Genomic DNA, 15,494 nt, shown 5'->3' with positions numbered 1-15,494 from the left:
CGGTGCGCGCCACACCCACACTCGTGAACGTACGGGGCGAGGTCACGGACGTCGGCGACGTGCGGTCGGTGAGCACGCGGTACGGCGACCGGGACGTCCTCGACGTGCGAGTGCGGCCGGGCGACGGCAGCGACGACGCCGTCCTGTGCGACGCCCCCGAGGGGACGGTTCGCGTGACGCTGTGGGGGAAGTGGACGGAGACGGCCGACTACCTCGACCCGGGGATGGAGCTGCTGGTGACCGACGCCGACGAGGACGAGTGGAACGGCGAGGTCCAGTACGCGACGAGCAAGGCGTCGTACGTCGTCGTGGAGCCGGACTTCCTCGTGGACGTGACGAACGTCCGGTCGTTCGTGCAGTGCCCACGGATGTACTACCTGAACAAGCTCCAGGGCCTGCCGCTGAAGTACCCGGTGACGAAGGGGACCATCGTCCACGAGGTGTTCGGCGACCTCCTCAGGGGCCGGGACCTCGAGGAGGCGGTCGCGGAGCGCGTCGACGACGCCGGCCTCGAACTCGGCCTCCTGGGGCGGGACCGCGACGAGGTGGAGGCGGACGTGCGCGCGAACGCGTCGGCCATCGAGGGCTGGCTCCAGCAGGGCCACTTCTCCAGCGACGGCGGTGCGCCCGCGGCCGACGGCGACGCCGCGACCGGAGACGGCTGGCAGGCCGGCGACGACTGGCGGTCGGAGTACACGCTCATCTCGGAGACGTTCGGCCTGAAGGGCCGCTGCGACGCCGTCCGGCGCGGGACGCCCGTCGAACTGAAGACCGGGAAGAACACGAACCGCGAGCCGCGGTTCCACGACAAGGTCCAGGCCGCCTGCTACGCACTGATGCTCGACGAGCGCGGCGTCGACGTCGACACGGGGACGCTGCTGTACACGAAGAACGCCGCGGTCGACCGCGGCGAGGAAGGCGGCGACCTCTCGCCCGCCAAGGAGTTCTCCATCTCGAAGGGGTTCCTGGAGTTCGTGGTCCGCCAGCGCAACCACCTCGCGGCCATCGAGGCGAACGGGGAGCCGCCGACGGGCTTCGAGGCGGACGCGACCTGCGAGTACTGCTTCGAGCAGGACACCTGCATGGTGGTCTCCGGCCGCCTCGACCAGGAGTCGAAGGCCGGCCGGCTCGGCGACCCGATCCCCGAGGAGGAGCGCGCGTACTTCCGCGAGCTCTACGACGCCGTGGAGGCCGAGCGCCGCGCGGTCCACGACGAGTACCGCAAGCTCTGGGAGCAGACGCCCGCGGAGCGCGCTGACGACGACCGCGCCGTCGTCGACCTGCGGCCGGCGGGCCGCGAGGAGCTCCCGGACGGCCGGTGGCGGCTGACCGCGGAGCGACCGACGGCAGCCGCCTCGAAGATCCGCGAGGGCGACCGCGTGCTCGCCAGCGACGGCGACCCAGTCCAGGGGACCGCGGAGATGGCGCGCGTGGAGACGCTGGCGCCCGACCGCGTCGCCGTCACCGCGGACGAGCCCGTCGACCTCCGCCGGCTCGACGTCTACCCCTCCGAGCTGAGCGTCGACCGGATGCTCACCGCGCTCCACGACGCGCTCCTCAAGGGCGACCGGCGCCGCAAGGACGTGCTGTTCGACCGCGCGAGCCCCGAGTTCCGCGACGAGACCCACGAGGTCGTCGACAACAACGACGCGCAGAACGAGGCCGTGAGCAGGGCGCTGAACGCCGAGGACTTCGCGCTCGTCCACGGCCCGCCCGGCACGGGGAAGACGTACACCATCGCGACGCTGATCCGGGCGTTCGTCGACCGCGGCGACCGCGTGCTGCTGTCCGCGTTCACGAACCGGGCCGTCGACAACGCGCTCGAGGCGCTCCGCGAGCAGGGGTTCACTGACGTCGCCCGCGTCGGGACGTCGACGGGCGTCCGCGAGGACATGCAGGACCTCCGGCTGGACCGGGCCGGCGACCCCGCGGAGTGCGCGCGAGCCCTCCAGACCGCGGACGTCGTCGCGGCGACCACCGCGACCTGCGGCTCGCGGGTGATTCGCGAGCAGGACTTCGACGTGGTGCTCGTCGACGAGGCCAGCCAGCTCACGGAGCCGGACGCCCTCGCCGCGGTCAACCGCGGCGACCGGTTCGTGCTCGTCGGCGACCACGAGCAGCTGCCGCCAGTGGTGCGGTCGGGCGGCCGGCTCGCCACGTCGCTGTTCGAGCGCCTCCACGACACCCACCCCGAGGCCTCGGTCATGCTCGACCAGCAGTACCGGATGAGCCAGCGCATCCAGGCGTTCTCCAGCCGGGAGTTCTACGACGGCCGGCTCCGCCCCGCGACGGCCGAGGTGGCCGGGCAGACGCTCGCGGACCTCGGCGTCGAGACGGGCGGCGCCGTCCAGAACGGTGTGTCCTTCCACGACGTCGCGGGCACCAGCGACGCGCACGTCGACCCCGTGGAGGCCGAGCACGTCGGCAGCGTCGTCACCGAGTTCGTCGAGGCGGGCGTCGACCCGGGCGACGTCGGCGTCATCGCGCCGTTCCGCGCGCAGGTCGCGGAGATCGGCCGCTTCGTCCCGGACGGCGTCGCCGTCGACACCGTCGACCGCTTCCAGGGCTCCTCGAAGGAAGTCGTCGTCGTCTCCTTCGTCGCCACCGGCGGCCTCGACGGCCCCATCTTCGAGGACCACCGGCGCGTGAACGTCGCGCTCTCGCGCGCGAAGAAGAGCCTCGTCCTGGTCGGCGACGAGCGAGCGCTCCGCTCCGAGCCGCTGTACGACCGGATGGTCGACTGGGCGGCGATGGACTGACTGGGTCCGTTGCCCGGGTAGCATCGCGGACCGGTGTCAGAGCGCGGACGCGTGAGGCGTCACAGGCCGACCGGTGCGTAATAGTTTTGTGATAGGTCGTGCAGGCGGCACGTATGCCAGCGAAAACCGGCGCGTCCCACGGCGTCGCGGCGTTCGTCACGCTCATGGTCGGCACCACGCTCTCGAAGTTCGTCTGGGACCTGATGCCGCCGCTCGGCGAGGTGTCCCTGCTCGTCGTCCGCGCCCTCCAGTCGACGACCGGCGCGTCGATTCCCGTCACCGAGGAGTTCGCCGGGTCGCTCGTGGTGATGGTCGGGCTCTCGTTCCTCTGGGGGGTCGTCTACCACTTCAGTCGGCACGGGTGACGCCGGCCGGGGACCCGGACCAGTCACAGGGCGCGCCGACCGCACGGGCCCCGGAACGTCGACCGCACCGACACGCGCGAGCGTCAGTCGTCGACCTGCTCGCGGACGCGCTCGTGGAACGCGCGCAGCACCGCGTCCTCGTCCTCCGCGAGCACCACGTCGCTGGCGGACAGCGTCGCGAGGCCGAACGACAGCGGCGACGGCGACTGGAGCGTCGTCTCCGCCACGTCGACGTCGCCGTCCCGGATGGCCGCCAGCACCTCGCGGACGCCCGCGAGGTCGAGTTTGTCCTCGACCAGTTCGCGGTACGTCTCCTCGAGCACCACGAAGTCCTCGAGGTCTCCCGCGAACCCGAGCAGCATCTCGCTGGCGACCTGCTGTCTGCTCGCGGACTTCTCGTGGCCCTTGTAGCGCTTCAGGACGAGGAGCGCGCGCGTCGCGTTGATGCGGAAGTACCGCTGCAGGAGGTCGGTGCCGTCGAGGGCGTCCCGCAGGGTCTCGCGGGCCGACTCGGGATCGGTCTGGCGGAGCAGTTCGGCGACGTCGACCTTGCGGTTGAGCGGCATCGCGAGCGTGAAGCCGTTGTCCGCGACCGAGACCGCGACGTTCGCGTTCGCCTCGTTCGCACAGCGGTACGCCAGCAGCCGGGAGAGACCGTCGTTGAACCGCCGGCCGTACGGCGTGCGGACGTGGTAGCGGCGGCGGTACTCGTCGCGGTTTTTCACTTCCTCGACGGCGACCCGGTCGAGCGTCGAGACGCTCTCCGGGCCGGCGTACCGGAGCTGGTCGTCGTACATCCGGGCGAGCGCGCGCACCGCGTTCGGGCCGACCGGGAACTCGCGGAGCCACCGCCGCACCGCGGCCGCGCCGCCCTCCTCGTAGCGGTCGAGCAGGTCGCCCTGGAAGCGCGCGATCTCGCGGCCGAGGTCGTAAGAGAGGGGGAGTCGCTCGGAGTACCACGACGGCACGGTCGCGCGCTCGCTCGTGCGGTCGACGTACACCTTCGACCCCCGCCGGTAGCGGTACGCGAACCGGTCGCCGCCGAGCACGAACACGTCCCCGGGCTCGAGCGTGTCGAGGTAGTCCTCGTCGAGCTGGCCGACCCACTCGTCGTCGCCGCGCACGTAGACGTTCACCGTGAACGAGTCCGGGATCGTCCCGAGGTTCTGGAGGAGGATGGGGCGCGCGAGCCGGCCCCGCTTGCCGACCAGGGGTTCGCCGACGTCGAACTCCGGGTAGTGGTGCGTGCCCGTCGTCGGGTCGTCGGGGTCCCCGTCGTCTCCTCCGGGCGGGTCGTTCTCGTCGCGCCAGACCTTCGCGTACACGTTCCGGTCCTCGAGGCCGTCGTAGTCCGCGGTGAGGTACCGGAAGAGGTCCTCGAAGTCCTCGTCGCCGTACCCGCGGTACGGGTACGCCGAGCGGACGGTCTCGCGGACCTCGCGCTCGGGGACCGGACCGGCGATGGCCATCCCGTAGACGTGCTGGACGGCGACGTCGTGGGCGCGCTCGGGGACGTGCACGCGGTCGACGAACCCGGCTTCCGCCTGCCTCAGCATGACCGCACACTCCACGAGCTCGTCGCGGTCGAGCGCGACGACGCGGCCGGTGACCGTGCGGCCGGGGCGGTGGCCGGCGCGCCCGACGCGCTGCAGGAGGCTCGCGACCGACTTCGGCGATCCGACCTGCACCACGAGGTCGACGTGTGGCATGTCGATGCCGAGTTCCAGGCTCGTCGACGTGGTCGTGACCCGCAGCGACCCCTCCTTGAGTCGCTTCTCGACGTCCTGCCGGCGGTTCTTCGAGAGGCTGCCGTGGTGGCAGGCGGACGCCTCCTCGCCGACCACGCCGCGCTCGCGGAGCCCCTCGAGCACGCGCTCGGCGCCCGACCGCGTGTTCGTGAACACGAGCGCGTTCTCCGCGCCGTCGAGCAGGTCGGCGAGTTCGTCGTAGAACGCGTCGGTGACCGCCCCGTCGGAGGCGTTCACGAGGTCGGGCGTCGGACACGTCAGCTCCAGGTCGTAGTCGCGGCTGAACCGCGCGTCCACGACCTCGCAGTCCCGGGGCCGGCGGCCGTCGGCGCCGTCGCCGGCGTCCTCGTAGCCGACGAGGAACCGCGCGATGTCCGCCAGCGGTTCGACCGTCGCCGAACAGCCGACGCGCGCGAAGTCGCCGGCGAGCCGCTGGAGGCGCTCGAGGCTCACCGAGAGGTGGGTGCCCCGTTTGGAGTCCGCGAGGCTGTGGATCTCGTCGACCACGACGTACTCGACGCTCCGGAGCTTCTCGCGGAACTTCGGCGAGTTCAGGAGGATCGCCAGCGTCTCCGGGGTCGTGTTGAGGATGTGCGGCGTCTCCGCGAGCATCCGCTGGCGGTCGTAGCTGGACGTATCGCCGTGCCGGATCGCCTGCCGGACGTCCGTCTCGACGCCGCGGTCCGCGAGGCGGTCGGCGATGCCGGCCAGGGGCTCCGCGAGGTTGCGCTCGATGTCGTTCGCCAGCGACTTCAGCGGCGACACGTACACGCAGTAGACCTCGTTCTCGAGGCCGCCCTCGCGCTCCCGGGCGAACAGCTCGTTCAGGATCGCCGTGAACGACGCCAGCGTCTTCCCCGAGCCCGTGGGCGCCGCGATGAGCGCGTTCTCCCCCTCGTGGATCAGGGGGATCGCCTCGCGCTGCGGGGGCGTCAGGCAGCCGCCGTCCTGGTCGGGCGGCCCGAACCGGTCGACCCACCACTCGCGGACGGCCGGGTCGAGGCGGTCCAGCACCCCGCTGTCGGCGGCCGCGCGGCTGGCCGCCGACTCGGTCGCCGCCGCCGACTCCGGACCCATCGCTTCCACGGTTGGCCCCCGTGCGTCAAGTGTCTGACGCCGGTCGCCGGGCGACAGCGAGTCCCGCACCCAAAACGCGTACCACGCCGGCCGCCCTCGGGCCGGGTATGCGACTGACGTTCCTCGGCACGGGGTCGGCGATGCCGACCGGCGACCGCATGCAGACCGGCTTGCTCCTCGAGCGCGCGACGGGAACCGCCGCGGACGGTGCGAGCGGGCGGGACGTCCGCGAGCGGGACGGCGACGACCGCCTGCTCGTGGACTGCGGGAGCGGCGTCCTCCACACGCTCGCGCGCACCGACGTCGGCTACGAGGGCGTCGACACCGTCCTCCTGACCCACCACCACGTCGACCACGTCAGCGACCTCCTCGCGCTGCTGAAGGCGCGCTGGCTCGCCGGCGAGGAGACCCTGACCGTCGTCGGGCCCACTGGCACAGCCGACCTCGTGAGCGACCTGCTCGCGGTCCACGACTACCTCGAGGGCCGCGTCGACCTGACGCTCCGGGACGTGGACGCCGGGAGCTTCGACGTGGCGGGATTCGACGTGGACGCCGTCGAGACGCGACACTCGATGCACGGCCTCGCGTACAGGTTCGACGACGCGCTCGCGTTCAGCGGCGACACCGAGGCCTTCCGGGGGATGGCCGAGTTCGCGGACGGCTGTCCGGTGCTCGTCCACGACTGCTCGTTCCCCGACGAGGTCGACGTCTCGAACCACCCCACGCCCACGCAGCTCGGGGAGTCGCTGTCCGGAGTCGACGTCGACGACCTCTACCTCACGCACCTCTACCCCCACACGGACGGCAAGCACCGCGAGATGCAGGCCGCGATCGAGGAGCACTTCGACGGCCACGTCGCGTTCGCGCGCGACGGCCTCGCCGTCGAAATCGAGGCGTGACCGGCCGCCGGCGCGCCCGACGGCGGGCAGGCCGCGCTCGGTGACCCCGGTCAGGACAGCCGCGAGACGGACTCGCGGACGTCCTCGACCGCAGCGCGCTGCTGTTCGGCGGCCGCAGCGACGTCCTCCACGGCGGCCGCGATCTCGCCCGCGCGCTCGTCGACGTCGTCGACCATCCCCGCGACCTCCTCGACGCTCTGGGCCTGCTCGTCGGTCGCGTCCGACACCTCCTCGACGCCCGTCGCGGCCGCCGTCACGGCGTCGGTGATCTCCCGGAGCGTGGCCATCGCGTCCTCGACGCGGTCGACGCCCGCGGCGACGCGCTCGTTCATCTCGTCGAGGCGCTCGACCGTCTGCTCCGTGTCGGCCTGCATGCGCTCGACCAGTTCCTCCACGCGCGTGGACTGCTCGCGGGACTCCTCCGCGAGCGCCTTCACCTCGTCGGCGACCACCGCGAACCCGTCGCCGGCCTCGCCCGCCCGCGCAGCCTCGATGCTCGCGTTCAGCGCCAGGAGGTTCGTCTGCTCGGCGATGTCGTCGATGACCGCGGTGACCTCCTCGACGTCGACGGCGCGCTCCCGGAGCTGCTCGACGTCCTCGGCGACGCCACCCGTCGCCTCCTCCATGTCCGCCATCACGGTCAGCGCGTCCTCGGCGGCCGCCTCGCCGCGCTCGGCGAGCTCGGCGGCGTCCTCGCTGGTGTCCTCGACGTCCGCGGCCGTCGCGGCCACCTCCTCGATGCTCGCCGACACCGACGCGACCTCGCGAGCCACCTCGTCCATGCGGTCGGTCTGCTCGTCGGTCACCGCCTGGATGTCCTCGGCGTGCTCGGCGACCTCGCCCGCGGCCGTCGAGAGTTCGCCGAGCGGCGCCGCCACGTCCTCCGCGACGGCGGTCGCGAGCTCGCGGCGCCGCTCGGCCTCCGACTGGAGGCGCTGGGCGTACGAGTCGACGTACGTGTCCATCGCGACCTGCTGGTCGAACGTCAACAGCTTCAGCATCGGCAGGAAGCGGTCGACGAGCTCCGAGACCGCGTCCTCGGCTTCCTCGCCGGCGTCGCCGGTGACGTCGTCGGCGAGCGCGTCGAGCAGGCCCTCGTAGTAGGTCGCGTACGCGCCCAGGTACACCTCCGGGCCGAGGTCCAGCACGTCGTGGACCTTCCCGACGCGGGCGCGCTGGGCGACGTACTCGCTGCCGTAGTCGCCCCGCCCGAGGCCGAGCAGGTACTCCGTCTGGGTCTCCTTGAGCTGGTCGACCGTCTTCGTCGACCGGTCGAAGATGTCGCGAGTGCGCTCGTACGCCCGGAGGTGGTCGTAGAAGTCCTCGACGAGGTCGTCCGCGACGCGCTCGAACAGCGGCGTCTCCGACGCCAGCGACGCGGCGTCCTCCTCGGTGAGGCCCGTGAACTCCTTGCGCCACGCCACCTCCTCGTCGTCCAGTCCGATCCGGTCTGCGAGCTCCGCTCCGTCGAGGTCGCCCCGGACGGCTTCGGTCACCCGGGGCGGGTTGTCAGCGGCCATTCGTCCCGCGGTTTCGAGACGGCTCACTTAGGCGTTTGCCGCGATTACAAGATTTGAGACTTTCCGCCGCGGCGTCACTCGACGGGACCGCGTACCGCGACGGCGAGCGACGAGACTGCCGACCGCAGTGCTCAATCCAGCCGGTACCGGAGGACGGCGGCGACGCCGCCGAGGTTCCGGAGCTGTTCGCCGGGCGCGAACTCGTGGCTGAACACGGTGACGTCCCCGCCCTGCCGTTCGACCTGCGTGACGAGGTCGTTGACGTCGACGTCCCAGTCGCCCTCGCCGGCGCGCTCCTTCCGCAGGCGCTCGTCGAGGATCAGCAGCGTCTCCACCGCGCCGAACTCCACGGCCTTCTCGACCTCGTCGATGCCGTAGGCGGCCTTCCCCTCGGTCGCGATCTGCTCGGTGAGCTCGTCGATGAGCTCGGACTCCTCGGCGATGCGGGTCTCCTGCTGGACGTCCTCGACGGCGCCCCGCTTCAGCACCTCGTGGACGCCGCGGCCGCCGACCGCGCTCGTGTCCACGGTCGTCACCGTCTCCGCGACCTCGGGGTACTCCTCGCGGATGTAGTCGAGGGCGTCCTGCTTCGTGAACCCCGGGCCGGCGAGGATGACGGCGTCCGCGTCCAGGTGGGAGAGCGCGCTCGCGACGTTCTCGAAGAGCTCGTCCCGGCTGCGCGCGTACTCGCCCTTCCCGGTCGTCCCCCTGAAGGAGCCGTACTCGTCGACGCCGTACTGCTGGACGACGTGGACGTAGGCTTCCCCCTCCTCGACGGTCGCGATGGCGACGTCGGGCTGGTCGGTGGCCTCGACGGCCTCGTTCAGTCGCTGGAGCTGGTCGGGTTTCCAGTGTTTCTCGACCTCGATCTCCTCGCGGGCCTCGACGTTCAGCGTGTGGTGGAGGCCGAGCTGGTCCTCCCGGGAGCAGTCCGCGATAGTGCCCGCCACGCGGAGGCGGTTCGAGAACTTGTGGAACTCGACGTCCTCGACGTCGATGGTCACGTGCATGTGCTCGCGCTCGCCGCCCGTGTCCCGCATCTGGTCGTCGTCGCGCTGGATGCGGCGGTGGGTGTCGCCCGCGACGAGGTCGCCGGGCTCGAGGACGTACGCGAGGTGCCAGAGGTCGTCGAGGCTCTCTGGGACGAGCGTGATGCGCTCGGCGCCGCCCTCGACGGTCCGGCGCTCCTTCAGTTGCATACGTCGACCGAGACGGGCGACGCATTAGTGTCCTGCTACTCCGAGGGCCGTCCGGTCGGCGCGGCGGTCGCCGCTCGGGTCCCGGATACGGCTGCCGCCGGGCTCTCACCGTGCTCAGTCCCGGATGCGGCTGCCGCCGGGCTCTCACCGTGCTCAGTCCCGGATGCGGCTGCCACCCGGCTCTCGCCGTACTCAGTCCCGGATGCGACTGCCGCCGGGCGGCATGTACTTCTGGATCTCGCCGGGACTGGCGACCTTCCGGACGAACGACTGGTCGGCGAAGCGCTCGCGGAACTCCCGGTAGATGCGCTTGGCGGCGTCGCCCTGCGCGTACCGGCCGGGCTCGATCTCGACCATCGTCTCCACCTGGTCGGCGACGGCGTCGACGGGGCCGCCGAGCACGCGCGTGTGCGGCTCGCAGGCGATGCCCACCGCCCACTCCGCGGGCAGGTCCCGGAAGTACGTGCGGTCCCCCCTGATGGCGAACCCGCCCTTCTCGAGGTACTCGCCCGATTCCGGCGTCTTCGACACCTGGTCGGGGGTCACCATGTACGCGTCGCCGGCGCCCCGGCCGTCCTTCCAGACCGACGAACAGCAGACCGCGAACTGGGCGGCCTGGCGCTTGCTCGCGTCCGGAACCTCGATGTCCTTCGCGGGCTCGCTCGGCGCGGACGTCTTCAGCACCGTGATGGGGCCGCCGTGGGCCTGCGAGTGGAAGAAGCGGTCGTAGCGGTCCATGTACTTCTTCACGAGCTCCTCGTTCTGGTCGGCGTCCCGGCCGCCGAGCACCAGGAAGCCCTCGGACGTGCGGAACCACCGGAAGCGCTCGTACCACTGCTCCTGTTTGCGGACCGGGACGGACGACCGGGACAGCCAGTCGACGTCCTGCTCGGCCTCGTCGTCGTCCGCACCGCTGTCCTCCGGTTCTGCCTCCCACTCCTCGCGGCGCCGCCTGACGGCTTCGAGGTCCTCGCGCGTGTTCTCGATGGCCTGCCGGGCGCCCGCCTGTTTCTCCTCGATGCGCTTGGCCTCCTTGTAGTGCTCGTCGGCGTTCTTCTCCACGCCGGCCCCGGGGTCGACCTCGACCGTGTAGTCGTCGAGGCGGACCCGGACCGTCCCGTCGGACTCGTTCACGCCCGCGAACGCGTCCGCGCCCGGGACGTCGCCGGCGGCGTCCTCGAACGTCTCGGCGATGTCCCGCCAGCCGTGGCCCGCCTCCCTGGCGTCCCGGACCGTCGAGAGGATGTCGTCGACGAGGTCGTAGTTCGCGTACAGCAACTCGGCCTTCTCGCGCTCTGCGGCGGCCTGCTCGGCGAAGTCCTCGATGGCCTGCTCCTGTTGCTCGATGATGCGCTGCTGTTTCTCGATCTCGGCCTCGAAGTCGGGGCGCTGGACGGTCTCGCCGCTCTCCTCCTCCTCGGTGGTGTCGAGGTTCGTGAAGTAGTCGTCGAGGGCCTCGTTGAACGTCTCGAAGGCGTCCGACGGCAGGTCGCTGCGCTCCTCGAGGGCGAGCGGCGTGACGTCGACGCGCCGGCCGCGTTCCGCCTCGCCGTCCCCGGTCTCGCCGTCGGCGCGCTCGAAGTACACGCGCGGGTCGAGGTCGCCTGACCGCACGGCGTCGAGCAGGCGCTCGCTCGCGTCGTAGAGCGCGCGGAACTCCTCGTCGCCGGCGTCCGCGATGGCCTTCGTCTTCTCGACGCCGGCGCGCGTGCAGAGCTCCTCGGCGTAGAGGCCGCCGTAGTTCAGCTGGGTCGCGAGCGTGCGCACGAGGTCCGTGTCCGAGTCGCGCATCTTCGCGGCGAACTCCTCGTAGTCGAGCTCGAGGGGGTTGACGCGAGCGGACGGGAAGCCGTACTGGGCGCCCGGCGCGACGGTCCGGGACTGCAGGCGGACGGTGTCCAGGGAGTCGACGACCTCGCCGTTCTGGTCGACGACCGCGACGTTCCCCTCGCCGAACAACTCCGCGACGACGGTGGTGTCCTGGTCCTCGCGCCGGAACTCGAACTCGAGGATGCGATCGAAGCCGTGCTGGCGGACCTCGTGGAAGTCCGCGCCCGACAGCCGGTTCCGCAGCATCTTCGCGAAGTTCGGCGGCCGCCCCGGCGCGTCCGGGACGTGTTCCGGCGCGGCGGTGTGCGCGCGCTTCGTCTCCCCCACTTCCACGAGCAGTTCGACGCGTCCGCGGTCGAAGTCCCGCATCTTGAGGCGCAGGAGGTCGTCGCCGTAGAGGTAGGCCTTGTCGACTTTCGCCCCCTGGAGCCGGTTGAGCTCCGCCGTGAGGGCGACGAGGTCGACGCTCGTCAGCTCCCGCTTCTGGTCCATGGGCGGGCTTCGGGTGGGGCGGCCCTCTGCCTTACGGTCGGCGGTGCCGAACGAAGTGTGGGTACGTTACAGCGAACGGCGACCGGGGGGACCGCGAGCGGCGTTGCCGACCAAAGGGAGCGCACTCGCCCTGCGACAGTGGGGTTTCTCCGTGGCTGCGACCGCGCACGGCAAGTTAGGTAATCGGCGGGGGAATCCGCGACCGGCACTCATGGCGAGCAAACTCGCGCGGCGGTTCGAGGCGTTGTCCTTCGAACAGCAGCTCATCGTGCTGGCGGCGGTCTTCGACCCGCTCGGGTTCGGGTTGGGGTACCTGCTCGGGCCGTCGGTCGGGGTGGAACCCCTGATCGGTGGCGTTTTCGGGCTGGTCGTGGCGAACGTCCCCACGTCGCTGCACGTCCTGCGGGAGGCGTCCTCGCGGTAGGCGGGCCGGCGTGACGGCCGTGCGGTTGCTTTGCAGCAGGCGAGCGGTCGTGACGGCCGTGCGGTTGCGTCGCTCAGGGCGACCGGCTGACCGCAACCAAACCTATAAATTGCAGTGGGCGAATGTGTAGATTAGACTCGTCTAATCATGCTCCCGGAACTCGCGGACATCTTCCTCGTCTCCGTGCGGGACGCCTACGTGCAGGTGAGCGCGTTCGTCGCGGTCACCGTCGTCGCGTTCGGCCTCCTCCAGTACTACTCGCAGGGCGCGCTGCTCGCGCGCCTCGAGGCGAACGAGCGCCTCCAGCCGCTGGTCGGCGCGCTGCTCGGGCTCACGCCCGGCTGCGGCGGCGCCATCGTCGTCATGCCGCTGTACGTCCGCGGCAGCGTCTCGTTCGGCACCGTCGTCGCGACGCTCGCCGCCACCGCCGGCGACTCCGCGTTCGTCATCCTCGCACTCGCGCCCGAGGCCGCGGTGTACGCGTACGGACTCGCGTTCGTCTCGGCGGTCCTCACCGGCTACGCCATCGACGAGTTCGGCGTCGGCGTCTCCCGCGTCAACCGCGCGGTCGCCCGCCTCGACCCCCAGCCCGACGGCGGCACCGTCCGGGCGGACGCCTGCACAGTCACGCCGGGCCGCGACCACCGCCTGCTCACCCCCCTGACGAACGCCCTCCTCGCCGCCTGGTGGGTGCTCGCGCTCGCGGCGCTCGCGCTCGGCGCCACCTACCTCCTCCGCGGCGCCCCCGAGGTCGCGTTCGAGGTCGGCGTCGGCTTCGACGGGCTGTTCACGGTCGTCGGCGTCGCCGGCACGCTCGTCTCGCTGTACCTCTACTTCGTCGGCCGCCGGTTCGTCCCGAGCTCGCCGCCCGGCCGCGGCGGCACCGCCGGCAGCCGCGGCGCCGCGTTCCGGCACGCCGCCTTCGAGACGAGTTTCGTCACCGTCTGGGTGGTCGCCGGCTACCTCGTCTACGAGTACGGCGTCGTCGCCTCCGGCGTCGAGATCCAGGCGGCCGCCGCGGCCGCCGGCCTGCTCGCGCCAGTCGGCGGCGCCGTCGTCGGCCTCATCCCCGGCTGCGGTCCCCAGATCGTGCTCGCGACCGCGTACAGCGAGGGCGCCATCCCGTTCTCCGCGCTCGCCGCGAACGCCGTCAGCCAGGACGGCGACGCGCTGTTCCCACTGCTCGCCGTCGACAAGACCGCCGCCGTCGTCGCCACCATCTACACCACGCTGCCCGCGCTCGTCGTCGGCGTCGGCCTCCACCTGGCGTACGGTCCCCTGTTCGGCTTCGGCGTCGTCTGACGCGGTCGCGGCTGTCGTCTCTCAGGCGAGCGCCACGTCCAGGGACAACATCACGACGACGCCCGCCATCAGGCCCAGGGTCGCGACGCGCTCGTTGCCGTGCGCGTGCGTCTCCGGCACGATCTCGTCGCTGATGACGAACAGCATCCCGCCCGCCGCGAACCCCATCGCGTACGGCAGTATCATGCCAGACACCGTCACCGCCCACGCCCCCAGCAGCACCATCGGCACCTCCACGAGGCCCGCCCGGGCGCCCGTGAGCACCGCGTACGACGACCGGTCGAACCCCGCGTTCACCGCCGCCACGGACACCGCCATCCCCTCCGGGACGTTCTGCATGCCGATGGCGAGCATCAGCGAGAGGCCCTCCGAGACGTTCCCGCTGCCGAACCCGACGCCGACCGCCAGCCCCTCCGGCATGTTGTGGATGGTGATGGCGACGATGAACAGCAGAATCGGCGCGAGGTCCGCCTGCGAGACGGTCTGGTCGCTGCGCGCGCGGCCCGTGATGAGCACGTGGACGTGTGGCACCCAGCGGTCCGCGCGGTCCAGCAACGCGACGCCCAGGACGATGCCCGCGACGACCTCGAAGAGCCCGTTCCGGCCGCCGAACTCGATGCCCGGCAGGATGAGGCTCGTGAAACTCGCCGCGAGCATCACGCCCGCCGCGAACCCGAGCGCGCCGTCCAGGGCGTGCTGGCTGGGGTTCCGCCAGACGAGCACCAGCGAGGCCCCCGCGAGGTTCATCCCCGCGATGACGAGCCCCCCGACGAGCGCCTGCACGAGGGGGTCCGCGCCGACGAAGCCGAGGAACCACTCCTCCAGCATACTCCCGTCGTCGCGCGCCCCGGTCTTAAATTCGGCTCCGCACCGGACGCAGCCCACTCGAGCCCTGCCGTCGTCCAGCCGGGGCCACAGACCACTCGAGCCCGGCCGTCGACCAGTCGCGGCGGGCGTTCGCCACCGACGGGTCCGGGACCGCAACCAATAGGACCACCGAGTCGCAACCCCAGTCAATGACCGAGTCGCTCTCCGTCCTCCTCACCAACGACGACGGCATCGACGCCCCGGGCATCCGCGCCCTCGGGGACTACCTCGCCGACGACGGCCACGACGTCACCGTGGTCGCGCCCGCAAACGAGCAGTCCGGCAGCGGCCAGACCCGGACGTTCGAACGCATCGACTTCGAGGAACGCGACGGCGGCTACGCCGTCCACGGCACGCCCGCGGACTGCGTCGCGTTCGGCGTCGCCGCCATCGAGGACCCCGTCGACGTCGTCGTCTCCGGCTGCAACGACGGCCCGAACCTCGGCGCGCACATCCTCGCGCGCTCCGGCACCGTCGGCGCCGCGATGGAGGCCTCCTTCCTCGGCCTCCCCGCGGTCGCCGCCTCCATGTACGACTGGGAGTTCGACCCGGCGGGCGGCTGGGAGCCCACGTACGACAAGTTCCACACCTCCGCCGACGCCGTCACCGACGTCCTCCCCGGGTTCGTCGCCGGCGAACTCCTCCCCACGGCCGACTACCTCTCCATCAACGCCCCCGCCACCGAGTACGCCACGAACCCCGTCAAGCGCGTCACCCGCCCCACCGAGGAGTACGAACTCCAGGCCACCATCAACGACGGCCTCGTCAACATCGAGGACCAGCTCTGGCACGACTTCCTCGACCGCGACGTCCCCGACCCCGCCGGCACCGACCGCCGCGCCTGCGTCGACAACGAGGTCAGCGTCACCCCCCTCACCGTCCCCCACACCGTCGCCGACGGCGCGACGCCCGGCGGTCTGCTGTAGCCGGCCGACGCCCCGTCCTCGCACGTCCCGCTCCGGCAGTGGGACGAGTCCGACCTCACGCGCGAATGTGATTCTCTCCCACACGG

11 protein-coding genes are annotated in these 15,494 nt (G+C 71.6%); 6 read left to right on the top strand and 5 right to left on the bottom strand.

Translation table 11 applies throughout. The features are described 5' to 3' along the window. Nucleotides 1–23: 23 nt before the first annotated feature. Nucleotides 24–2,759, top strand: a complete 2,736-nt coding sequence (locus U5911_RS15895; RefSeq protein ID WP_336038039.1) for an AAA domain-containing protein — start codon at nt 24–26, stop codon at nt 2,757–2,759. 113 nt (nt 2,760–2,872) lie between these two features. After that, on the top strand, nt 2,873–3,124 hold the full coding sequence (locus U5911_RS15890; RefSeq protein ID WP_336038038.1) for a hypothetical protein: 252 nt from the start codon (nt 2,873–2,875) through the stop codon (nt 3,122–3,124). Between the two features lie 83 nt (nt 3,125–3,207). Here the strand turns inward: U5911_RS15890 and U5911_RS15885 are convergent, their stop codons facing one another. After that, nucleotides 3,208–5,949 (bottom strand): ATP-dependent helicase, encoded by a 2,742-nt coding sequence (locus tag U5911_RS15885; protein WP_336038037.1) that lies wholly within the window; start codon nt 5,947–5,949, stop codon nt 3,208–3,210. A 107-nt stretch (nt 5,950–6,056) separates the two neighbouring features. Here U5911_RS15885 and U5911_RS15880 point away from each other — a divergent pair, with 107 nt between their 5' ends. Next, nucleotides 6,057–6,848: an MBL fold metallo-hydrolase gene (locus U5911_RS15880; protein WP_336038036.1), complete on the top strand. Its 792-nt coding sequence runs from the start codon at nt 6,057–6,059 to the stop codon at nt 6,846–6,848. Between the two features lie 50 nt (nt 6,849–6,898). On the opposite strand, the gene U5911_RS15875 is transcribed toward U5911_RS15880, so the two are convergent. The 3 genes from U5911_RS15875 to rqcH form a co-directional block, all read right to left on the bottom strand. Then, the gene (locus U5911_RS15875; RefSeq protein WP_336038035.1) at nt 6,899–8,368 is read right to left on the bottom strand and encodes a globin-coupled sensor protein; all 1,470 of its coding nucleotides are present in this window, start codon (nt 8,366–8,368) and stop codon (nt 6,899–6,901) included. 131 nt (nt 8,369–8,499) lie between these two features. Then, entirely contained in the window at nt 8,500–9,567 is a 1,068-nt protein-coding gene (locus U5911_RS15870; RefSeq protein WP_336038034.1) for an mRNA surveillance protein pelota, read from the bottom strand. Between the two features lie 192 nt (nt 9,568–9,759). After that, nucleotides 9,760–11,889 carry a ribosome rescue protein RqcH gene (gene rqcH / locus U5911_RS15865; protein ID WP_336038033.1) on the bottom strand — a complete coding sequence of 710 codons (2,130 nt, stop codon included), beginning with the start codon at nt 11,887–11,889 and terminating at the stop codon, nt 9,760–9,762. Between the two features lie 211 nt (nt 11,890–12,100). On the opposite strand from rqcH, the gene U5911_RS15860 reads away from it, so the two are divergent. Both U5911_RS15860 and U5911_RS15855 read left to right on the top strand, forming a co-directional pair. Continuing rightward, nucleotides 12,101–12,313 (top strand): DUF8141 family membrane protein, encoded by a 213-nt coding sequence (locus U5911_RS15860; protein WP_336038032.1) that lies wholly within the window; start codon nt 12,101–12,103, stop codon nt 12,311–12,313. 147 nt (nt 12,314–12,460) lie between these two features. Then, nucleotides 12,461–13,615 (top strand): putative manganese transporter, encoded by a 1,155-nt coding sequence (locus tag U5911_RS15855; RefSeq protein WP_336038031.1) that lies wholly within the window; start codon nt 12,461–12,463, stop codon nt 13,613–13,615. A gap of 21 nt (nt 13,616–13,636) precedes the next feature. On the opposite strand, the gene U5911_RS15850 is transcribed toward U5911_RS15855, so the two are convergent. Continuing rightward, nucleotides 13,637–14,443 carry a ZIP family metal transporter gene (locus U5911_RS15850; protein WP_336038030.1) on the bottom strand — a complete coding sequence of 269 codons (807 nt, stop codon included), beginning with the start codon at nt 14,441–14,443 and terminating at the stop codon, nt 13,637–13,639. Between the two features lie 188 nt (nt 14,444–14,631). Here U5911_RS15850 and surE point away from each other — a divergent pair, with 188 nt between their 5' ends. Then, nucleotides 14,632–15,408, top strand: a complete 777-nt coding sequence (gene surE, locus U5911_RS15845; RefSeq protein WP_336038029.1) for a 5'/3'-nucleotidase SurE — start codon at nt 14,632–14,634, stop codon at nt 15,406–15,408. The last annotated feature ends 86 nt before the right edge of the window (nt 15,409–15,494 follow it).

The organism is Halobacterium yunchengense, from assembly GCF_037031165.1.
GTDB lineage: Archaea > Halobacteriota > Halobacteria > Halobacteriales > Halobacteriaceae > Halobacterium > Halobacterium yunchengense.
This window is presented reverse-complemented; position numbering and strand designations above follow the sequence as displayed.